The following is a 24,563-nucleotide window of genomic DNA, read 5'->3' as shown; positions in this document are numbered from 1 at the left end:
CCAGGCCATCGCATCGAAACCCAAGCCGGCCAGGCATGAGGTGTGGCGGCCATGGCGCAGGTCGAAGGCGCGGCAGTGCCAGTCGACCAGGTTGTTGACGGTCTGGTGCTCGACCATCACGCCCTTGGGCTGGCCGGTCGAGCCGGAGGTATAGATCACATAGGCCAGGTGGCGGGCACTGAGGGCAGGCAGCGCGGGGTTGTCACCACGTACCGGCCAGTCGGGCCGGTCTAGCAGCAACACGGGAACCTGCTGTGTCCCCAGGCGCCCACTCAGGGCCTGCTGGGTCAGTACCGCCACAGGTGCGCTGTCGGTGAGCAGGTAGTGCACCCGCTCATCCGGGTGAGCCGGGTCAATCGGCACATAGCCGGCACCGGCCTTGAGCACCGCGAGCAAACCTACCAGTGTGTCCAGGCCACGCCGGGCCACCACTGCAATACGGTCATCGGCACCGACGCCAAGGCCGATCAGGTGGTGGGCCAGGGCATTGGCCTGGCGGTTGAGGTCGGCGTAGGTCAAGGATTCGCCCGCCTGGGTGGCCGCGGTGTCCTGTGGGTGCGCGTGCGCCTGGCGCTCGATGCGTTGCTGCAGGGTCAGGCTGGCCTGGTAGTGGGCCGAGGAGTCATTGAACCCTTCCAGCAGTTCCTCGCGCTCGCTGCCTGGCAGCATGTCGAGCGCCAGCACCTGCGCAGCCGGGGCCTGTAGCAAGCTTTCCAGGGTTTGCTGCAGGTATGCGCAGACGCGCTGCGCCGGCACGCCCGCGCTGGCCAGCAGGGTCAGGCGCAACGCCTCGCCCAGGTCATCGACACTGAGGGTCAGCGGGTAGTTGGTGGCCTCGGCAGACTCGACGATATCGATACCGGCCAGCGCCGCACGGCGCGGTTCGCCGGCAGCGACCGTGCTGTGGCGGTAGTTGAGCAGCGTATTGAACAGCGGTGCCGGCGCCGCCACGCCGCTGCAGCGCTGGGCCAATGCCAGTGGCGCATGTTCATGGCGCATCAGTGCGCTCAGGCGCTGGTGGGTGGCGCGAATCGCTGTCGGCAAGTCGACGCCGTCCAGGTCAATCCGCAGCGGCAAGGTGTTGATGAAGATGCCCAGCGCCCGGTCAGTAGCTTCGGCGCCCTGTAGCCGGCCCATGAGCACCGTGCCGAACACCACCTGTGTACGCCCGGTCAGCCCACCCAGTACACGGCCCCAGGCCAGGTGGAACAGGCTGGCGACACTCACGCCCTGCCCCCGCGCATAGGCCCGCAGGCGCTGGCACAGGCCCGGCGGCAGGTCGAGCGCGTGCTCGTTGTGCTCGACGCCATCGCCCTGCACGTCCTGGATGCCATAGGCCAGGGTCGATTCGTCGATGTCGCCCAGCATCTCGCGGAAGAACGCTTCGTGCTGCGCCTCGCTGATGCCAAGCACCGCCTGCGCGACATAATTGCGAAACGGTACCGGGGCACCCAGGTGCTGGTGCTCACCTGTGAGGAAGGCGATCAGCTCGTGGCGCACCACGTCCAGGGCGCTGTGGTCCATGGCGATATGGTGGAACTGCAACGTCGCGCTCAGCGTGCCGTCGGCCTGCGCCGGCTCACGCAGCAGACGTATCAGCGGGGCCTGGGTCAGGTCGAGCCGGGCACGTTGCGGATCCTGTTCGGGCAGTTCCAGTACCTTCAGCTCGGCTTCTCGCCAGACCACCTGCACTGGGGTTTGCAAACCTTGCCAATGCACCGAGGTGCGCAGGATATCGTGGCGCGCGATCACCCCGCGCAGGGCATCGGCGAACGCCTGCAGGCGGTCTTCGCTGGCGAACGCGAAACGCGCCTGCATCACATACGGGTCGTGGTCGGTGGCACTGGCGTGGTGGAACAGCATGCCCTGCTGCAGCGGCGCCAGCGGGTAGATGTCCTGTACGTTGGCAGCGCCACCGGGAATGCTGGCGACGAGCCGATCGAGGCTGGCCTGGTCAAGGTCGATCAGGTTCACCTGCTGTGGGGTGATCCGCGTGCAACCGGGCTCGATCAGGTTGGCCGGCACTGGCACCGCGCCCTGTTTCACCGCCACGTATTCGCCGCGCTCGATCATCGCCACCAGTGCGGGCTTGTGCTCGCGCAGGCGCGCCACCAGGGCTGCGTCGGTCAGCGCCTGGCGGTTGCCCTGGACCACCAGTTGGCCATCCTTGAGTGCCAGCTGTACGTTGTTGGCCGTCAGTGTTGCCAATAATTGGTTGATGCTCACAGGACGATCTCCATGCTGTCTGTGATGGCTGCATAGCCGGCCAGGGTCGGTTGCTCGAACAGTGCGCGCACGTCGGCTTCCAGGCCTTGCTCGCGCAGGCGGGAGGTCAGGGTCACCGCCAGCAGTGAATGGCCGCCCAGTTCGAAGAAGTTGTCATGGCGCCCTACCCGCTCCACGCCCAGCAGCTCGGCCCAGATCGCGGCCAGCAGGGTTTCGGTTTCGCCTTCAGGGGCTTCATACGCACGGTCCTGGATCGCATCGGGCTCAGGCAGGGCCTTGCGGTCCAGCTTGCCGTTCGGGCTTAGCGGCAATGCCTCTAGGTGCATGAACAGCGCGGGCACCATGAACTTCGGCAAGTGCGTCAGTAGCGCTGAGCGCAGGCTCTCGGTGCTCTGCGCTTCGCCTGTGTAGTACGCCACCAGGCGCTGATCGCGGGCCACCACCACGGCTTCCTTGATACCCGCGATGGCGGTCAGGCCGGCCTGGATCTCGCCCAGCTCGATGCGCAGACCACGGATTTTTACCTGATCGTCGTTGCGGCCCAGGTATTCGATGTTGCCGTCGGGCAGATGGCGGGCCAGGTCGCCGGTACGGTACAGACGGTCGCCAGGACGAGTGCTGAACGGGTCATCGATGAAGCGTTCAGCGGTCAGCTCGGGGCGGTTGAGGTAGCCACGCGCAACTTGCACGCCACCGATGAACAGCTCGCCGGCCACGCCCTGCGGCACGGGTTGCCCTTGGCCGTCGAGCACATACAGCGTGGTGTTGGCGATCGGCTTGCCGATCGGGGTGTTGTCCGGCGCGGTAACGCAGTGCCAGGCACTGACATCCACAGCGGCTTCGGTTGGGCCGTAAAGGTTGTGCAGCTCGACCGTTGGCAACTGGGCGTGGAAACGCCGTACCAGGCTGCCCGGAAGGGCCTCGCCACTGGACAGCACGCGCTTGAGATGGTCCGCCGCGGCCTCGCCATGGGCCAGGAACACGTCCAGCATCGACGGCACGAAGTGCAAGGTAGTGATGCTTTCGCGGCGAATAACCTCGCGCAGGTACTCCGGATCGCGATGCCCACCCGGGCGGGCCATGACCAGACGTGCGCCGGTTTGCAGCGGCCAGAGGAACTCCCACACCGAAACATCGAAGCTGAACGGGGTTTTCTGCAACACCACGTCGTCAGCACCCAGGTCGTAGGCATCCTGCATCCACAATAGGCGGTTGACCACGCCGGCGTGCTCGTTCATCACGCCTTTAGGCAAACCTGTCGAGCCAGAGGTGTAAATCACGTAGGCCAGATGGCGCGGCGTCAGCGTTTTCACGACAGGGTTGCTCGCAGGTCGTGCGTTCCAGGTCGGCTGATCCAGGTCGATGACCCGGCCACTTTCCGGCACATGGCGCGTTGCGGCATGCACCAGCACCGCCACCGGCGCACTGTCGCTCAACATGTGCCGCACACGTTCGGCCGGATAATCCGGATCGACCGGCACATAGGCACCGCCAGCCTTGAGGATGGCCAGCAGTCCAACCACCATCGACAGCCCACGTTCCACGCAGATCGCCACGCGATCGTCCGGCTTCACACCAAGACTGATCAAATGATGCCCTAGGCGGTTGGCCTGCTCGTTGAGCTGGCGATAGCTCAACGAGCGCTCTTCAGCAATTACCGCCACGGCATCCGGCGTGCGTTCGACCTGCGCCTCGATCAGCCCATGCAGCGTCTGCTCAAGGTGGTAGTCCACCGCTGTTTCGTTGAAGTCCACCAGCACTCGCTGGCGTTCATCCGCTTCCAGCACCGGGAGGCGCTGCAACGCCAGCTTCGGCTCATGCTCCAGCGCCGCGACCATGGCCTCCAGCACCCTTTTCATCTGCCCGCAGATCCGCGCCGCGCCAATCTCCGCCGGGGTCATGGCCACCAGGCGGAAGCCATCACCCAGATCGTCCACGTTCAAGCCCAGCGGATAGTTGCTGCGCTCCTGGCTTTCGAGGTTGTCGATACCCTCGGTCGCCTTGCGCTGGCTGGCACTGACCTGGGTGCTGTGGCGGTAATTGAGCATCGCGCTGAACAGCGGCAACGGCGCAGCCACACCGCTGCAACGTTGGGCCAGGGCCAGGGAAGCATGCTCGTGGGCCAGCAGCGCGCTCAGGCGCTGATGGGCCGCTTGCGCACCTTCACGCAGGCCGATGCCTGCCAGGTCGATGCGCAGCGGCAAGGTGTTGATGAACATCCCCAGCGCCCGTTCGGCACCCTCACCGCCTTGCAGACGACCGAGCAGCACGGTGCCGAACACCACGCTGTCCCTGCCGCTGGCCGCTGCCAGCAGGCGCGCCCAGGCCAGATGGAACAGGCTGGCCACACTGATGCCCAGTTGCCGCGCTTGTTGGCGCAGGCGCTGGGCCAGGTCATCGCGCAACCACAGCTGGGCTTCCTCGATGTCCCGGCCATCACCCTGCACATCGCTCAGGCCGAACGGCAAAGTCGGCTCGTCGATATCGCCCAGCTGCGAGCGGAAGAACGCTTCGTGCTCGGCCTGGCTCACGCCCAGACGAGCCTGTGCCACGTAATTGCGGTAAGGCACCGGGGCATGGGCAGGTTCCCTGTCGCCCTGCAGGTAGCCGATCAACTCTTCGCCGACCACCTCCATGGCGGTGTGGTCGAGGACGATGTGGTGGAACTGCAGGGTGGCTTCGATGGCCTGTTCGGTGTGGGTGTAGATCAGGCGTATCAGCGGGGCCTGGCTCAGGTCGAGGCTGTGGCTTGCCGTGCCTTCGTAGACGCCCAGCGGCGCTTTGCGCCAGACCACTTGCACCGGCTGCGGCAGGCCTTCCCAGAGGATGGCGGTACGCAGCACGTCGTGGCGCGCGATAACCTTGTCCAGCGCCGACGCAAAGTTGTCCAGGTGCTCGCGGCTGGCGAAGGAGAAGCGCGACTGCAGCACGTAGGGGTCATGCTCCGCTGCGCTGAGGTGGTGGTAGAGGATGCCTTCCTGCAGCGGTGCCAACGGGTAGATATCCTGCACGTTGGCGGCACCGCCCGGCACTTTGGCGACAATACGCTCGATGGCAGTGGGTTGCAGCGCCACCAGCGGCAGCATGTCCGGGGTGATGTGGGTGCAGCCGGCTGGGATCAGGTTGTCCGGCACCTCCACATGCCGTGCCTTGCCCAGCGTCGCCGCCAACGCGGCAATGGTCGGCTGGCCGAACAGTGTACGCACATCAACCTGCAGGCCATCACGGCGCAACCGCGCGGTGAGGTTCACGGCCAGCAGCGAATGGCCGCCCAACTCGAAGAAATTGTCATGCCGGCCCACCTGCGCCACACCCAGCATCTCGGCCCATGCCTGAGCCAACGCGTTTTCCACGGTGCCTTGCGGGGCCACGTAGGCCTGGCTGCAGACCAGTTCCGGGGATGGGTCGGGCAAGGCGTTGCGGTCGAGCTTGCCATGGCTTGTCAGCGGCAAGGCATCCAGTTGAATGAACGCCAGCGGTACCAGGTGCGACGGGAGGCTCGCCTGAAGCGCCTCGCGCAGTGCTTCCAGCGGCGCCGCCCCGGTGAACCAGGCAAGCAGCCGCTCATCACGCACCAGTACCACGGCATCATTGATGCCCGGCTGCGCCGCCAGTACGGCTTCGATCTCCCCAAGCTCCACGCGCACGCCACGGATCTTCACCTGGTCGTCGTTACGGCCCAGGTAATCCAGGGTCCCATCGGCATTCCAGCGCACCAGGTCACCGCTGCGGTACATCCGCCCATCGCGGTTGGCACTGAACGGGTCGGCCAGGAACCGCTGCTCGGTCAGCTCGGGGCGGTTCAGGTAGCCCCGGGCGACACCCGAACCACCGATGTAGAGTTCGCCGACGGCGCCGACCGGCACCGGCTGGCGATGCTCGTCGAGCACATAGACGCGGGTGTTGGCGATCGGCTGGCCGATATGCAGGGCGCCCCCCGCTTGCAGTTGCCCAGACGTGGCAACCACAGTGGTTTCGGTCGGGCCATAGTTGTTGACCAGCGTAAAGCCCGGTTCCCGGTCGAATTGGCGCAGCCGGTCACCACCGACCAACAAGGTGCGCAGGGTCGGGTGCTGGCGTTCGCGGCGCAGGGCCTGCTCGGCCACCGGCGTGGGCAGGAAGCTGACCTGCAACGGTTGCGCCAGCCACCAGTCGAGCAGTTCGTCGACATGCTCGCCGGCGATGCGTGCAGGCGGCAGGTGCAGCACCGCGCCGCTGCTCAGCGCGGGCCACACTTCCCAAGCCACGGCATCGAAGCCGAAACCGGCCACCGTGCTGGTATGGCTGCCGGCCGCCAGGTCGAAGGCCGCGCAGTGCCAGTGCACCAGGTTGGCCAGGGTAGCGTGTTCGACCATCACCCCCTTGGGTTGCCCAGTGGAGCCAGAGGTGTAGATCACATAGGCCAATTGCTGGTCGTCCAGGCCCGCGACGTGCGGGTTGCTGTCCGTCTCCCCCTGCCAGTCATCGCGGTCCAGTTCGACCCGGGGCGTATCGCCGAGCAGGCCCCGCGTGGTCGCGTCAGCCAGCACCAGCGCAGGGGCGCTGTCCTGCAGCAGATAGGCAATACGCTCGGCGGGGTAGCCAGGGTCCACTGGCACATAGGCAGCACCGGCCTTGAGCACGGCCAGCAAACCGACCAGCCGCTCGAGGCTGCGCGGCAGGCACAGGGCAACCCGGTCGCCCAGTTGCACGCCACGGCGGATCAGGTAATGGGCCAGGCGGTTGGCGCTGCGGTTGAGCTCGCCATAGCTCAGCACCTGGCCGTCCTGCACCAGGGCTGCCGCTTGCGGTGCGCGGGCCGCCTGGGCTTCGACCAGGGCATGCACGGGCTGGCCCTGCGGGTAGAGGCGCGTGGTGGCGTTGAAACCTTCCAGCACCTGCTGGCGAGCGGCTTCGTCGAGGATCGACAGTGCGTCCACACAGGTGTCTGCGCCTTGCGCCAAGGCTCGGCTGAGTTGGCTCAGCGCCTGGCTCATCCACTGCGCGACACGCTCGGCGCCAATCCCCTCCTGGGCCAGCACGCTCAAGGTGAAGCCTTCACCCAGGTCATCGACACTCAGGGTCAGCGGGTAGTTGCTGCGCTCTTCACCCCCCAGCAGGCGCACGCCCTGCACGCTGGCATCGTCCTGGGCAGGCGTGCCGGCGCTGCTGTGGCGGTAGTTGAACAAAGCGCTGAACAATGGCAGCGCCGCCGACACGCCACTGCAGCGCTGGGCCAACGCCAGCGATGCGTGTTCGTGGCCGAGCAATGCCGACAACCTTTGATGGGTGACCTGCACGGCCTGCAGTACAGGCGCGGCAAGGTCGATGCGCAGCGGCAAGGTATTGATGAACACACCCAGGGCACGGTCGGCACCTGCGCCACCTTGCAGGCGGCCCATCAGCACGGTGCCGAACACCACGTCACTGCGGTTGGCCAGTACGCCAAGCACCCGCGCCCAGGCCAGATGCGCCAGGCTCGCGGCACTTACCCCAAGGCGCCGGGCCTGCTCGCGCAGTTGCCGAGCCACGCCAGCGTCGAGCGGCAGGTGCGCCTCTTCGATGGCGCGCCCGTCGCCCTGCACATCGGCCAGGCCGAACGGCAGGGTCGGCGCATCGAGGTCGCCGAGCATGTCACGGAAGAACGCCTCGTGGCCGGCGTCATCAGCGCCCAGGCGCGCCTGGGCGACGTAGGTGCGGTAAGGCACCGGCGCGGCCAGTTGCCCGCCGTTGCCGGCCAGCAACGCCTGCATTTCCCCGGCAATCACCGCCATGGCGGTGTGGTCGAGCGCCAGGTGGTGGAACTGCAGGATCGCCACCACGCGCTGGTTGGCCGGGTCGTCGGCATGCACCAGGCGCATCAGCGGCGCACGCGACAGGTCAAGGCGCTGGTGACGGGCGTCGAAGCGGGCCTGCAAGGCATCGATCGGCGAAGCACCGGTCAGGTCGGTAATGGCCGTCACCGCCATGCGCGCTTCACGCCAGACCACTTGCACCGGTTGTTCCAGCCCCTCGGTCACCACCGAAGTGCGCAGGATGTCATGACGGTCGATGACCTGCTGCAGCGCCCCGGCCCAGGCGTGCAGGCGGGCCAGGCTGTCGAAGGCCAGGCGCGACTGCAGCAGGTACGGGTCACCCTGCTCGGCACTCAGGTGGTGATAGAGAATGCCCTCCTGCAGCGGTGCCAGCGGGTAGATTTCCTGAATATTGGCGGCGCCGCCCGGCACGCTGGCGACGATGCGGTCGATGCTGGCCTGGTCGAGGTCGATCAGGCTGAGCATGGCCGGGGTGATCTGGCGGGCGTCGCGGGGCACGCGGTTGGCCGGCACCTGCACCTCGCGCCCGCTGCCCACGGCTGCGGCCAGGGCCGCCAGGGTCGGCTGGGCGAACAGCACGCGCACATCGGCGCTAAGGCCCGCCTTGCGCATGCGCTCGACCAGGGTCACGGCCAGCAGTGAATGGCCGCCCAGTTCAAAGAAGTGGTCGTGGCGCCCCACTTGCCCGACCTTGAGCACATCTGCCCAGATCGCCGCCAGGGTGCGCTCCACCTCACCCTGCGGCGCCTCGAAGGCGCGGCTGAGCACAGCATCGCTGCCCGGCAGCGGCAGCCCCCGGCGGTCGAGCTTGCCGTTGGCGGTCAGTGGCAGCGCGTCGAGGCGCACATAGGCCGCCGGCAGCATGTAGTCCGGCAACTGTGCTTGCAGACGCCCGTGCAGCTCGGCGATGGTCGGCGCAGGCTCGGTTGCCGTGAAGTAGGCGACCAGGCGCTTGTCGCCCGGTGTGTCCTCGCGCAGCACCACGGCCGCGTCACGAACACCGGCGCAGTTGCCCAGGCAGGCCTCGATCTCACCCAGTTCGATGCGGAAACCTCGTAGCTTGATCTGCTGGTCGGCACGGCCGAGGTAGCGCAAGGTACCGTCGGCTTGCCAGCACACCTGATCACCGCTGCGGTACATGCGCGCACCAGGCTCGCGGCTGAACGGGTCGTCCAGGAAGCGCTCGGCGGTCAGCTCAGGCTGGCCCAGGTAGCCCAGGGCAACGCCATCGCCACCGATGTACAGCTCACCCACCGCGCCGACCGGCAGCGGCTGCTGGCGAGCGTCGAGGACATAGCAGCGGCTGTTACCGATCGGCTTGCCGATCGGGATGCTGCCCTCACCCACCTCGATGATTTCGTGGGTGGTGCTGAAGGTGGTGGCCTCGGTGGGCCCGTAGCCATTGAGCAGGTGGGCCGGCGCGCCTTCGCGAAGCACCCGGGCGATCACCGCCGGGTCCAGCACATCGCCGCCGACCATCAGGTAGCGCAGTTTGGCCAGCGCCGGCAGCAGGTCGCCGGCAAACTGGTGGAACAACCCGGCGGTCAGCCACAACACGCTCACACGCTGCTCCAGCAACACCGTGCGCAATGCCTCGCGCGACAGCACCTGATGCTGGTCGATGACCACCACGGTGCCACCGTTGAGCAGCGGCGCCCAGACTTCCAGGGTACTGGCATCGAACGCCGGGTTGGAGGCGAAGGCGACCCGGTCCTGGCTGTTGAAGGCGGCGAAACCGTTGTTGATCACCAGCCGCACGATGGCCCGGTGCGGCACCTGCACGCCTTTTGGGGTGCCGGTGGAGCCGGAGGTGTACATGATGTAGGCCGCGCTGCCCGCGTTCACCACCAGATCCGGCGATTGCTGCGGGTAGCTCGCGAGGTCCTGCAAGTCCAGCTCGACACGCTGGGCCTGGCCCAGCTGCGGCTCGCTGCTGTGGGTCAGCAGCACCTTGGCCTGGCTGTCGGCAAGCATGAACGCCTGGCGTTCGACCGGGGCGTTGCTGTCCAGCGGCACATACACCGCTGCACACTTGCTCACCGCCAGTTGCGCCGCCAGCAAGTCGACGCTGCGCGGCAGCAGCAGCGCGACGCGGTCGCCCGGCCGAACATCCAGTGCCAGCAGGTGATGGGCCAGGCGATTGGCGCGCTGGTCGAGTTGCTGGTAGCTGCAGCGGTGCTCGCCGTGAATCACCGCAAGCGCATCTGGGCTGAGCGCAGCAACGGCAGCGAACAGGGTGTGCACTGCATGCTCGCGGGGGTAATCCCGGCGGGTGGCGTTGAAACCGTGCAACACCAGCTCACGATCGGCGGGCGCCAGGCAGCTGACTTGCTGCAGGGCGGTCGCAGGCGTGTGCTCCAGCGCGTTGGTCAATTGTTCCAAGGCGGTGCCCAGCAGCCGGCACACCTGCTCCCCGTCCACATCCGGCACCGCCTGCACCGTGAGGACGAAGGCATCGCCCAGGTCATCGACGTTGACGACCAGCGGGTAGTTGCTGCGCTCGTGTGCGGACAGTTGCTCGATGCCCTGCCAGGCTTCGCGCAGCTCGGCCTTGGCCGGTGCGCTGTGACGGTAGTTGAGCAGGCTGGTGAACAACGCTTGGGTCGCCGGCACGCCGCTGCAACGCTGGGCCACCGCCAGGGACGCGTGTTCATGGGCAAGCAGCCGGGCCAGGCGTTGATGGGTAAGGCGCACGCCATCAGCGGCCCCAACTGCCCCGACGCTGACCCGCAACGGCAAGGTGTTGATGAACATGCCCAGCGCCCGCTCGGCGCCTTCGCCGCTCTGCAGGCGGCCCAGCAGTACGGTACCGAACACCACGTCCTGGCGCCCGGACAGCTGCGCCAGGACCTGGCCCCAGGCCTGGTGCACCAGGCTGGCGACGCTGATGCCAAGTTGCCGGGCTTGCTCGCGCACGCGCCTGGCCAGGTTGGCATCGAGCGCCTGGCGGCTATCGAGCACGCGGCTGCCATCGCTGTGCGCGGAACGCAGGCCGAAGACTTCGGTCGGCTCGTCGATATCACCCAACAATTCGCGGAACAGCATTTCTTCAGCCTGGCCGTCGCCGCCGAGGCGTGCCTGGGCCACGTAGTTGCGGTAGGGAACGCTGGCATGGGGCAGCGGCTGGTTGTGCAGTACCGCAGTGACTTCGGCCACCAGATGTTCGACCGCCGCGTGGTCGAGGATGATGTGGTGGATCAGCAGGGTCGCCTCGATGCGGCCATTGATGCCCGTCGTGGGGCGCAGGCGGATCAGTGGCGCGGTACCCAGCTCAAGCACCGCGGTTTTGCCTTCGCGGGGCAAGCCCGCTCCCACAGAAGAGACTTTGCGCCAGACCACTTGCACAGGCTCTTCGAGGTGCTGCCAGTGGATGCTGGTGCGCAGGATGTCGTGGCGCGCAATCACCTGATCCAGGGCAGCGGCAAAGGCGTCCAGTGTGCCTTGGTCCGGGAAGGCGAAGCGGGCCTGCAGCACGTAGGGGTCAGCTCCCTCGCTGGCCAGGTGGTGGTAGAGGATGCCTTGCTGCAGCGGCGCCAGGCCGTAGATGTCCTGGATGTTGCATGCACCGCCGGCCACCTGCGCCATCAGCGTGTCGAGCGATGCCTGCGATAGGTCGGCCAGGGGCAGCATGGCGGGGGTGATGTACGTGCAATCAGCCGGGATACGGTTGGCGGGCACCTTGAGGCCGGTCTCGCCGCTCACTGCCGTAGCCAGCGCGGCCAGGGTCGGCTGGCCGAACAGCACGCGGATATCGGCGTGCAGGCCTTTTTGGCGCAGGCGCGAGGTAAGGCTGACGGCCAGCAGCGAATGGCCGCCCAGTTCGAAGAAGTTGTCGTGCCGCCCTACCCGCTCCACGCCCAGCAGTTCGGCCCAGATCGCGGCCAGCAGGGTTTCGGTTTCGCCTAGCGGGGCTTCATGCGCACGTTCCTGGATCGCATCAGGCTCAGGCAGGGCCTTGCGGTCCAGCTTGCCGTTGGGGCTCAAAGGCAGAGCTTCGAGGTGCATGAACAGAGCGGGCACCATGAACTCCGGTAAGTGCGTCAGCAGCGCCGAACGCAGGGTCTCGGTGCTCTGCGCTTCCCCGGTGTAGTACGCCACCAAGCGTTGTTCACGGGCCACCACCACGGCTTCCTTGATACCCGCGATGGCGGTCAGGCCGGCCTGGATCTCACCCAGCTCGATGCGCAGGCCACGGATTTTCACTTGGTCGTCGTTGCGGCCCAGGTATTCGATGTTGCTGTCGGGCAGATGCCGCGCCAGGTCGCCGGTGCGATACAGACGAGCACCAATGCGGGTGCTGAACGGGTCATCGATGAAGCGTTCGGCGGTCAGTTCGGCGCGGTTGAGGTAGCCACGCGCAACTTGCACACCGCCGATGAACAGCTCGCCGGCCACGCCTTGCGGCACCGGCTGGCCTTGGCCATCGAGCACGTACAGCGTGGTGTTGGCGATCGGCTTGCCGATTGGTGTGTTGTCTGGTGCGGCAACGCAATGCCAGGCACTGACATCCACGGCGGCTTCGGTCGGGCCGTAGAGGTTATGCAGCTCGATCGTTGGCAACTGGGCGTGGAATCGCCGCACCAGGCTGCCTGGCAGGGTCTCGCCGCTGCACAGCACACGCTTGAGGCAATCAGCCGACGTTTCACCATGGGCGAGGTACACGTCCAGCATCGACGGCACGAAGTGCAAGGTGGTGACGCTTTCGCGGCGAATAACCTCGCGCAGGTACTCCGGATCGCGATGCCCGCCTGCGCGGGCCATGACCAGGCGAGCGCCGGTTTGCAGCGGCCAGAGGAACTCCCACACCGAAACATCGAAGCTGAACGGGGTTTTCTGCAGGACCACATCGTCCGAATCGAGGTTATAGGCCTCCTGCATCCATAGCAGGCGGTTGACCACGCCGGCGTGCTCGTTCATTACGCCTTTAGGCAAACCAGTGGAGCCGGAGGTGTAAATCACGTAGGCCAGATGGCGCGGCGTCAGCGTTTTCACGACGGGGTTGCTCGCAGGTCGTGCGTCCCAGCTCGGCTGATCCAGGTCGATGACCCGACCGCTTTCCGGCACATGGCGCGTCGCGGCATGCACCAGCACCGCCACCGGCGCGCTGTCGGTCAGCATGTGCCGCACACGTTCGGCCGGGTAGTCCGGATCGACCGGCACATAAGCGCCACCGGCTTTGAGGATGGCCAGCAGCCCAACCACCATCGACAGCCCTCGTTCGACGCAGATGGCGACGCGATCATCAGGTTTCACGCCCAAAGCAATCAGGTGATACGCCAAACGGTTGGCCTGTTCGTTGAGCAGGCGATAGCTCAAGGCGCCCTCTTCAGCCCGCACCGCCACGGCATCCGGCGTGCGTTCGACCTGCGCTTCGATCAGCCCATGCAGCGTCTGCTCAAGGTTGTAGTCCACCGCCGTGGCGTTGAAGTCCACCAGCACCCGCTGGCGTTCATCAGCCTCCAGCACCGGCAAGCGCTGCACCGCCAGCTCCGGCTCATGCCCCAGCGCCGCGACCATGGCCTCCAGCACCCGGGTCATCTGCCCGCAGATCCGCGCCGCGCCAATGTCTGCCGGGGTCATGGCCACCAGGCGGAAGCCGTCACCCAGGTCATCCACGTTCAGGCTCAACGGGTAGTTGGTACGCTCCTGCCCTTCCAGCACTTCGATGCCTTGCCAGGCGTGGCGCTGCTCGGCACTGCCTTGAGCCCCATGGCGATAATTAAGCATCGCGCTGAACAGCGGCAACGGCGCGGCCACGCCGCTGCAACGCTGGGCCAAGGCCAGGGAAGCATGCTCGTGGGCCAGCAGCGCGCTGAGGCGCTGATGGGTCGCATGGGCCGCCGCGCGCAGGCTGACGCCGCCCAGGTCGACCCGCAGCGGCAAGGTGTTGATGAACATGCCCAACGCCCGCTCAGCACCCTCGCCACCTTGCAGACGGCCGAGCAATACGGTGCCGAACACCACGCTGTCCTTGCCGCTGGCCGCTGCCAGCAGGCGCGCCCAGGCCAGGTGGAACAGGCTGGCGACGCTGATGCCAAGCCCCTGTGCCTGACGACGCAGGCCAGCGGCGAGCGTGGCCGACAACGGCAGTTTGGCCTCCTGCATGCCACGGCCGTCGCCTTGCACATCGCTCAGGCCGAATGGCAGGGTTGGCTCATCGATATCGGCCAGTTGCGAGCGGAAGAAGCCTTCATGCTCGGCCTGGCTGATGCCCAGCCGGGCCTGGGCCACGTAGTTGCGGTAGGGAGCGGCAGGTTGCGTGGGGGCCGGGTTGCCCTGCATGAAAGCAACCAACTCCTCGCCTATGACTTCCAGTGCGGTGTGGTCGAGCACGATGTGGTGGAACTGCAGGGTGGCGTCGATGGCGCCTGCGCTCGGGGTATAGAGCAGGCGTAGCAGTGGTGCGCTGCTCAGATCGAGTTTTGCGGCGGATGCTTCGCGAGGGGCCGCAACCTGCTCAACAACGGCGAGCGGTGCTTGGCGCCAGACCACTTGCACTGGCTGTGGCAAGCCGTCCCAAAGTACGGCGGTGCGCAGTACATCGTGACGCGCAATTACCTGGTCCAGCGCACGGGCAAAGGCCTGCAAGCGCTCGAGGCTGTCGAAGCGCAACCGCGAATACAGCACGTACGGGTCGTGTTCGGCTGCGCTCAGGTGGTGGTAGAGAATGCCCTCCTGCAGCGGCGCCAGCGGGTAGATGTCCTGCACATTGGCAGCACCACCCGGCACGCTGGCGACGATACGGTCGATGGAGGCCTGGTCCAGCTCGATCAGGCTGAGCAGGTCCACAGTGATGTGGGTGCAATCGGCCGGGATACGGTTTTCGGGCACGTCGACCTGCTGGTTCTGGCCCAGCGTCGCCGCCAACGCGGCAAGGGTCGGCTGGCCGAACAAGGTCCGCACATCAACCTGCAGGCCCTCCAGGCGCAGGCGCGCCGTGAGGCTCACGGCCAGCAGCGAGTGGCCGCCCAGCGCGAAGAAATTGTCATGCCGGCCCACCTGCTCTACCCCCAGCAGTTCGGCCCACAGCCCTGCCAGCAGGGCTTCGGTGCGGCCTTGCGGGGCTTCGTAGGGGCGCTGCTGCAAGGTGGCATCCGGCGCTGGCAATGCCTTGCGGTCGAGTTTGCCATTCGGTGCCAGCGGCAGGCTGTCGAGGTGGATGTACAGCCCCGGCACCATGTACTCGGGCATCTGTGCCAGCAGCGCCTGCCGCAGGCTGTCCGCCGGCTGCTCTGCGCCGGTGTAGTAAGCGACCAGGCGTTCATCGAAGGCCAGCACCACGGCTTCGCGCACAGCCGCCACGCGGGTCAGGCACGCCTCGACTTCACCGGGCTCGATACGCAGGCCGCGGATCTTCACCTGCTGGTCGTTGCGCCCGAGGAATTCGAGGTTGCCGTCGGCACGCTGGCGTACCAGGTCGCCGCTGCGGTACAGCCGCGCGCCGGCCACGAACGGGCTGGCAATGAAACGCTCGGCCTGCTGCTGGGCCAAGCCCAGGTAGCCACGGCTGACGCCGGCGCCGCCGATGTGCAGGTGACCGGTAACGCCCCACGGCACGGGCTGGTCGCGGTTGTCCAGCACATAGAGTTGAGTGTTGTCGATCGGGCGGCCGATTGGCAGTACGCCTTCTGGCAGCGGCGCATCGGGCTCCAGGGTCCATACGCTGCAGTCGACGGTGGTTTCGGTGGGGCCGTAGACGTTATGCAGGCGCACGCCCGGCAGTTGCTGGCGCACCCGCGCGGCCAGTGCCTGGGTCAACTCGCCACCGCCACAGACGATATCGCTGAGGCTGCTGCAATCTGCGCTCTGCGGGTACTCAAGGAACTGCTGCAGCAGTGCTGGCACGAATTGCACCACGTTCACCCGCTGTGCCTGGATCAGTTGCGCCAGGTAATGCGGATCACGCTGGCCGTCCGGGCGGGCCAGCACCAGGCGCAGGCCGCTGCACAGTGGCCAGAACAGCTCCCACACCGAGGCGTCGAAGCTGACCGGGGTCTTGTGCAACACACTGCCGTCTGCCGCCACGGCGCACAGGCGCCGGCTCCAGTGCACCAGGTTGACCACGTTGCGGTGTTCGACCATCACGCCCTTGGGCAGGCCGGTGGAGCCGGAGGTGTAGATCACATAGGCCAGGTGGTGCGACGCCAGGCCAGGTACGCGAGGGTTGCTGATCGGCTGGGTATCCCAGGCCGACGCGTCCAGATCGATCAGCGGTGCCTGCGAAGACTGCACCACTTCACGGGTGGCGCCGTGCACCAGCACGGCCAGCGGCGCGCTGTCCTCCAGCATGTGGCGGATGCGTTCTGCCGGGTAGCCCGGGTCGACGGGCACGTAGGCCCCGCCCGCCTTGAGGATGGCCAGCAGGCCGACGACCAGCGACAGCCCGCGCTCGACACAGATCGCTACGCGATCGTCGGGTTTCACCCCGAGCCCGATCAGGTGATGGGCCAGGCGGTTGGCCTGCTCATCGAGCTGGCGGTAGCTGAGCTGGCCCTCTTCGGCCACCAGGGCCAGCGCATCCGGCGCAACACGCACCTGCGCTTCGAACAGCCTGTGCAGGGGTTGTTGCAGGTCGTGCTGCAGCGTCGTGGCGTTGGCTTCGACCAGCAGTTGCTGACGCTCCTGCGCCGCCAGCACCGGCAGTTGCTGCAAGGGCAATTGCGGCTGCTGTTCAAGGGCATCAAGCATACCGACCAACACTTGCAGCAATTGCTCGCAGACCCGCTGCGCGCCCACCTGCGCCATGACTTGCGCGGTCATGCGCAAGCCATCGCCCAGATCGTCGACGTTGACGCTCAGCGGGTAGTGGCCATGCCCGCCGCTGGGCAACGCCTCGATGCCCTCCAGGGCCTCGCGCTGCACCTGCTGCTCGGCAGCACTGGCGCCATGCCGGTAGTTGAGCACCGCGCTGAACAGCGGCAACGGCGCAACCACGCCGCTGCAGCGCTGGGCCAAGGCGAGGGACGCGTGTTCATGCACCAGCAAACTGCTCAGGCGCTGGTGCGCCAGGCGCACCCCTTCGCGAACGCCCAGGCCATCCAGGTCCAGGCGCAATGGCAAGGTGTTGATGAACATGCCCAGGCCTCGGTCGGCACCGGCCCCCCCTTGCAGGCGACCGAGCAGCACCGTGCCGAACACCACGCTGTCCTTGCCGCTGGTGGCCGACACCAGGCGTGCCCAGGCCAGGTGCAACAGGCTGGCGGCACTGACACCCAGCTGCTGGGCCTGTCGGCGCAGGCGTTGGTAGTCGCAAGCCCCCAGTTGCACGGTGGCCATGTCGAAATCACCGGCCTGGGCCTGTAGGTCGGTCAGGCCGTACGGCAGGGTCGGTTCAGTGATGTCGGCCAGCTCGGCGTGGAAGAACGCTTCGTGCTCGGCTTCGCTGATGGCCAACCGCGCCTGTGCCACGTAGTTGCGGTACGGCACCGGGGGTTGGGTCGGGGCTTGGTCGCGCAGGTGGTCGCGGATTTCTTCGAGGACCACCTTCATGGCGGTGTGGTCGAGGACGATGTGGTGGAATTGCAGGGTGGCTTCAAGGCGTTGGTTGTCAGCCGGCGGGTTATGCAGCAGGCGGATCAACGGGGCAGTGCACAGTTCAAGCATCGCGGTGGATTCTTCGCGGGCAAGACCCGCTCCCACAGGATCGGCGGCGCTTTCAATAATTGCGAGGGGCGCATTGCGCCACACCACTTGCACTGGTTGGCGCAGACCGTCCCACAGCACGGCAGTGCGCAGCACGTCGTGACGAGCGATGACCTTGTCCAGGGCGCTGGCGAAGGCTTGCAGCCGTGCCGGGCAATCGAACGCGATGCGCCATTGCAGCAGGTACGGGTCTGCACCGGCAGCGCTGAGGTGGTGGTAAAGAATGCCCTCCTGCAGCGGTGCCAGCGGGTAGATGTCCTGAACGTTGGCGGCGCCTCCCGGCACCGTGGCGACGATGCGCGCGATGCTGGCTGGGGCCAGGTCGATCAATGACAGCATGTCCGGGGTAATCTGCGTGCAGCCCACCGGGATACGGTTCTCGGGGACCGTTACCAGGCGACCGTTGCCCAACGCCGCAGCGAGCGCGGCCACGGTCGGTTGGCCGAACAGCACCCGCACGTCGGTTTGCAGGCCCTGTTGGCGCAAGCGCTCGATCAGGGTCACGGCCAGCAACGAATGGCCGCCCAGTTCGAAGAAGTTGTCGTGGCGCCCTACCCGCTCGATACCCAGTACGTCAGCCCAGATCGCCGCCATGCTGGTTTCGGTCTGGCCCTGCGGCGCGGCATAGCCATGGCTGATCAGGTCGGCAGTATCCGGCTCAGGTAATGCACGGCGGTCGAGCTTGCCATGGCTGGTCAGCGGCAGCTGCGCCAGGCGGATCAACGCCTGGGGCAGCATGTGCGCCGGCAAGCTGGCCTGCAGCGCCTGGCGCAGGCTGTCGAGTTGCACTGGCGCGGTCTCGGTGAACCAGGCCAGCAAGCGCTCGTCACGCACCAGCACCACGGCATCGTCGATGCCCGTTTGTGCCTGCAAGGCTGCCTCGATTTCACCCAGTTCCACGCGCACACCGCGGACTTTCACCTGGTCGTCGTTACGGCCCAGGTAATCCAGGGTGCCATCGGCATTCCAGCGCACCAGGTCGCCGCTGCGGTACATGCGCGCCCCCGGTTTGCGGCTGAACGGGTCGTCGAGGAAGCGCTCGGCCGTCAGTTCGGGCCGGTTGAAGTAGCCACGGGCGACCTGCGCACCGCCGATGTACAGCTCACCGGTTACCCCGATCGGTACCGGCTGGCGGTGTTCGTCGAGCACGTAGACGCGGGTGTTGGCGATGGGCTGGCCAATGTGCAGTGCCGCACCAGGCAGCACCTTGCCGGAGGTGGCGACGACCGTGGTTTCGGTCGGGCCGTAGTTGTTCACCAGGTCGAAGCCGGGGTCGCGGTCGAACTGGCGCAGGCGATCGCCGCCGATCAGCAGGGTGCGCAAGGTCGGGTGCTGGTGCTCGCGGCGCAGGGCCTGTTCGGCTACTGGGGTGGGCAGGAAACTGACGGTGAGTGGCTGCTGCAGCCACCAGTCGAGCAACTCGTCGACATGTTCATTGCCGATAGGCGCAGGCGGCAGGTGCAAGGTGGCACCGGCGCACAAGGCCGGCCAGACCTCCCAGGCCATGGCGTCGAAACCGAAGCCGGCGACGCTCGAGGTGCGCTCGCCGGTGCGCAGTGCGAAGGCCTGGCAGTGCCAGTGCACCAGGTTGGCCAGGGCCTGATGCTCGATCATCACGCCCTTGGGCAGACCGGTAGAGCCGGAGGTGTAGACCACATAGGCCAGTGCCTGGGAATCCAGCCCTGTCACCTGCGGGTTGCTGTCAGACGAGTGCCAGGCGCCTGCATCGTCGAGATCCAGGCGGGGAACGTCGCCCGGCAAACCGCCGAGGCTCGGTTCGGCCAGCAACAAGGCCGGGGCGCTGTCACTTAGCAGATAGGCGATGCGTTCGGCCGGGTAGCTGGGGTCCACCGGCACGTAGGCAGCACCGGCCTTGAGCACGGCCAGCAGGCTGATCACCCGTTCCAGGCTGCGCGGCAGGCACAGGGCAACCCGGTCGCCGCGCTGCACACCACGCTCGATCAGGCGGTGCGCCAGGCGATTGGCACTCAGGTTCAGCTCGCCGTAACTCAGCGTCACACCGGCCTGGGTCAGCGCCGTGGCATCGGGCGTGCGGGCAGCCTGGGCTTCGACCAGGGCATGCACCGTCTGCCCTTGCGGGTACTCGCGGGCGGTATCGTTGAAGCCACCGAGCAGTTGTTGGCGGGCCTCATCGCTGAGGATCGGCAGGCTGTCCACTGGCGTGGCCTGCCCTTGCTCCAGCGCCTGCAGCAACTGGCCAACCGCGGCGGCCATCCACTCGACCACCCGGGCCGCGCCAATACCCTCGACTGCCAGCACGCTGAAGCTGAAATCTTCGCCCAGGTCGTTGACGCTCAGGGTCAGCGGGTAATTGCTGCGCTCTTCCCCGCCGAGCAGGCGCACGCCTTCCCAGATGCCCTCGCCTTCGCGCGGCGCATCGGCTGCGCTGTGGCGGTAGTTGAGCAAGGCGCTGAACAATGGCGCCGAAGCTGCCACGCCGCTGCAACGCTGAGCCAGCGCCAGCGGCGCGTGCTCATGGCCGAGCAGCGCCGACAGGCTGCGGTGGGTTGCGCGCACCGCAGCCTGTGCCGAGGCGCGGGTATCGACCCGCAGTGGCAAGGTGTTGATGAACATGCCCAGCGCCCGGTCGGCCCCCTCGCCACCCTGCAGCCGGCCCATCAGCACGGTGCCGAAGACCACGTCGTGGCGGTTGGCGAGCACTCCCAGCACCCGCGCCCAGGCCAGGTGCATCAGGCTCGCGGCGCTGACGCCCAGTTGACGCGCCTGGCCGCGCAGGCGCTGGCTGATGCCGGCATCCAGTGGCGCAAAGGCCGTTTCGATATCGCGCCCATCGCCTTGTACATCGGCGAAGCCCAGCGGCAAGGTCGGTTCTTCGACATCCGCCAGCATCTCGCGGAAGAACGCTTCATGGCCGGCCGGGTCGGCCAGGCGTGCCTGGGCCACGTAGTTGCGGTACGGCACTGGCGCCGGCAGGGTGTCGGCCTGGCCGAACAGCAGCGCGCGCATTTCCCGGGCGACCACGTCCATGGCGGTGTGGTCGAGGGTCAGGTGGTGGAACAGCAGAATGGCCACCACCTGCTGGTTGCCAGGGTCCGGGCTGTAATACAGGCGGGTGAGCGGTGCCTGGGCCAGGTCCAGGCGGTAATGACGGGCGTCGAAGCGCGCGTGCAACTGCTCGATGCGCTCGACACCCGGCTCATCGACCAGGTCGTCGATTTCGCCAACAACCAGCTCAGCCGTGCGCCATACCACCTGCAACGGCTGCGCCAGGCCCTGCCAGAGCACCGAAGTGCGCAGGATGTCGTGGCGATCGATGACCTGTTGCAAGGCGCCGGCCCAGGCCAGCAGGCGCTCGACGCTGTCGAAGGCCAGGCGGGTCTGCAGCAGGTACGGGTCGCCTTGCTCGGCACTCAGGTGGTGGTAGAGGATGCCTTCCTGCAACGGCGCCAGCGGGTAGATTTCCTGCACGTTGGCGGCGCCACCGGGCACCGTGGCGACCACCGCGTCGATTGCGGCCTGGTCCAGCTCGATCAGGCTGAGCAGGTCTGGCGTGATGCGTTCGGCGCCGTACGGCACCTGGTTGGCCGGCACCTTGGCTTCATGGCCGACCCCCGCCGCACTGGCGAGCGCGGCCAGGGTCGGCTGGGCAAACAGCACGCGCACGTCGATCACCAGGCCCGCCTTGCGCAGGCGCTCGACCAGGGTCACCGCCAGCAACGAATGGCCACCCAGCTCGAAGAAGTTGTCGTGGCGCCCTACCCGCTCGACGCCCAGCACCTCGGCCCAGATCGCAGCCATGGCCACTTCGGTCGCGCTTTGCGCAGCTTCGTAGGCCTGGCCGGCCAGCAGGGTACTGTCGGGGTCGGGCAGTGCGCGGCGATCGAGCTTGCCGTGGCTGGTCAGTGGCAGTTCATCCAGGCGCATGAATGCCAACGGCACCAGTTGCGCCGGCAGGCTGGCCTGCAGGGCCTGACGCAGGCGTTCGAGGTCAACCGGCGCCGTCTCGGTGAACCAGGCCAGCAGGCGCGCTTCGCGCACCAGCACGACGGCATCGGCGATGCCCGGTTGCGCGGCCAGGGCGGCTTCGATCTCGCCCAGTTCCACGCGCACGCCGCGAATCTTCACCTGGTCATCGTTGCGCCCCAGGTAGTCGAGGGTGCCGTCAGGGTTCCAGCGCACCAGGTCGCCACTGCGGTACAGGCGGGCATTGGCAACCTCGCTGAACGGGTCGGGCAGGAAGCGCTCTTTGGTCAGTTCGGGGCGGTTGAAATAGCCGCGTGCCACCTGCGCACCGCCAATAAAGAGCTCACCAGTGACGCCCACCGGTACCGGCTGCAGCCCTTCATCGAGCACATACACCTGGGTATTGGCGATTGGCCGGCCGATATGCAAGGCGCCGCCTGGGACGAGCTGGCCAGAGGTCGCCACCACGGTGGTTTCGGTCGGGCCATAGTTGTTGACCACCGCGAAGCCGGGGTCGCGCTCGAACTGGCGTAACCGGTCGCCGCCGATCAGCAGGGTGCGCAGGGTCGGGTGCTGGCGGTCGCGGCGCAGGGCCTGCTCGGCCACCGGCGTGGGCAGGAAACTGACCTGCAGCGGTTGCTGCAGCCACCAGTCGAGCAACTCGTCGACATGCTCGTTGCCGATGGTTTCAGGAGGCAGGTGCAGCGTGGCGCCGGCACACAGGGTTGGCCAGACTTCCCAGGCCATGGCGTCGAAACCGAAACCGGCCACGCTGGCGCTGTGCACACCTGCAGCCAGATCGAACGCCTGGCAGTGCCAATGCACCAGGTTGGCCAGTGCGTGGTGTTCAATCATCACGCCTTTGGGCTGGCCAGTGGAGCCGGAGGTGTAGACCAGGTAAGCCAGTTGCTGCGCATCAAGGCCTGGCAGTGCCGGGTTGGTTTCGTCCCCGCCGAATGCGTGGGGCTGATCCAGGTTCAGGCGGGGCATGTCCGGCAGGTTTTCGATCGCCGCCGTGGCCAACACCAAGGCCGGCGCGCTGTCAGCCAGCAGGTAGGCGATACGCTCGGCCGGGTACGTCGGGTCCACCGGCACGTAGGCAGCACCGGCCTTCAACACCGCCAACAGGCCGACCAGGCGCTCGGCGTTGCGCGGCAGGCACAACGCGACCCGGTCACCCAGCTTGACGCCCAGCCCGATCAACCGGTGAGCAAGCTGGTTGGCGCGGCGGTTCAGCTCGCCATAGCTCAGCACCTGGCCGGCCTGGATCAGCGCGGACGCATCCGGCGTGCGGGCGGCCTGGGCTTCGACCAAGGCATGCACGGTCTGGCCCTGCGCAAAGCGCTGAGCGGTGTCGTTGAACTGGCGCAACACCTGGTCACGTTCCAACGCCGGCAGCACCGCCAGCCCCTGCAGTGGCGCAGCGGGATTGGCCTCCAGCGCTTCGACCAAGGCATCCAGTACCTGTTCGAACTGCCTGCACAAGCGTGTTGCGCTCCATTGCGGCAGGCTCTGTACGGTCAGGCGCAGGTCGTCGCCGAGGTCGTCGACGCTGACGGTCAGCGGGTAGTCGGTGCGTTCTTCGGCACCGACGATATCGATGCCCGGTGCCACCGGGATGACTTCGGCGGCATCACCGGCCGCACTGTGGCGGTAGTTGAGCATGCTGTTGAACAGCGGCGCCGGCGCGGCCACGCCGCTGCAGCGCTGGGCAAGGGCCAGCGACGCCTGCTCGTGGCCGAGCAAGGCGCTGAGCCGCCGGTGGGTGGCCAGCAGCGCGTCGCGCACGCCGTGCTGGCCGAGGTCGATGCGCAGCGGCAAGGTGTTGATGAACATGCCCAGCGCTTGCTCGCTGCCATCACCCGTGGTCATGCGCCCCAACAGGACGCTGCCGAACACCACCGTCTGGCGCGCCGACAGTTGCCCGAGCAGCCGTGCGAAGCCCAGGTGCAGCACGCTCGCCGGGCTCACCCCGAGCGAACGTGCCTGGCTACGCAGGCGCTGGCTGAGTGCAGCCGGCAAGGTCAGGCGCGCCTGTTCCAGGGCCTGGTCGCCTTTGTCTTGCAGGCCGAAGGCCAGGGTCGGCTCGTCGAGGTCGGCGAGCATGTCGCGGAAGAAGCGCTCATGGGCCTGCTCGTCCAGCGCCAGGCGCGCGGCGGCCAGCACATTGCGAAACGGCATGGGGGCCGCCAGTTGCGCCGACTCGCCGGCCAGGTGGGCCTGGATCTCGCGGCGTACGATGTCCAGCGCGGTATGGTCCATCACCAGGTGGTGGAACATCAGCAAGGCCACCCACGCTCCGCCTTCCCCCCTTGCGTGCATCAATTGCATCAATGGCGCCTGGCTCAGGTCGAGGCGATAGTGGCGCGGGTCGAAACGCTCGCACAACCGGGCCAGCGCCTGGCTGCCGTCGACCGCGACGGCCTCACGCACCAGCGTCGCCTCACGCCACACCACCTGCACCGGCTCGTCCAGGTACTCCCAATGCAGCGCCGTACGCAGAATGTCGTGGCGCTGGATCACCCATTGCAGGGCCTCGGCGAAGGCCTCCAGGTGCGCCTTGCTGGTGAAGCGCAGTTGCACCTGGGCCAGGTACGGGTCGCCATTGCTGGCCGCCAGATGCTGGTACAGCATGCCCTGCTGCAGCGGAGCCAGTGGGTAGATGTCCTGCACGTTGGCTGCACCGCCCGGCACGCTGGCGACGATGCGGTCGATGGCCTGTTGGTCGAGTTGCACCAGCGGCAGCATGTCGGGGGTGATCTGGAACGCCGGGCTCAGCCAGTCGTCGTCGTATTCGGCAAGCATCTCCAGCAAGGCCGGCTTGTGCCGTGACAGCGCATCCCACAGGGTATCGTCCAGGGTTTCGTCATCACCCAGGACAATCAGGTCCTGGTCTTCACGCTGGAGTCGGATCGCACGGGTGGAAAGAGCAGCCATCAGTTCGCTGAAGAGCAT

The 24,563-nt window shown here is 67.1% G+C and carries 2 protein-coding genes (1 of these 2 only partly in view); both read right to left on the bottom strand.

Translation table 11 applies throughout. The annotated features are described in order from the left end of the window. On the bottom strand, positions 1 to 2,226 hold the 5' portion of the coding sequence (locus tag RTH46_RS11505; protein WP_316905734.1) for a non-ribosomal peptide synthetase. The gene continues 9,099 nt to the left of window position 1, outside the view; 2,226 of the gene's 11,325 nt are visible here — the first part of the coding sequence; the start codon lies at positions 2,224 to 2,226; the stop codon falls past the left edge of the window. Next, complete coding sequence (locus RTH46_RS11500) at positions 2,223 to 24,563, bottom strand: non-ribosomal peptide synthase/polyketide synthase (RefSeq protein ID WP_316905733.1); 22,341 nt, start codon at positions 24,561 to 24,563, stop codon at positions 2,223 to 2,225. Before RTH46_RS11500 ends, RTH46_RS11505 begins: the two co-directional genes overlap by 4 nt.

This window comes from Pseudomonas sp. zfem004 (assembly GCF_032621715.1).
In the GTDB taxonomy this organism is placed as follows: domain Bacteria; phylum Pseudomonadota; class Gammaproteobacteria; order Pseudomonadales; family Pseudomonadaceae; genus Aquipseudomonas; species Aquipseudomonas sichuanensis.
This window is presented reverse-complemented; position numbering and strand designations above follow the sequence as displayed.

Bases quoted from the DNA above. Each gene is read 5' to 3' on its own strand.
- RTH46_RS11500 (WP_316905733.1), bottom strand. From the start codon at position 24,563: ATGCTCTTCAGCGAACTGATGGCTGCTCTTTCCACCCGTGCGATCCGA.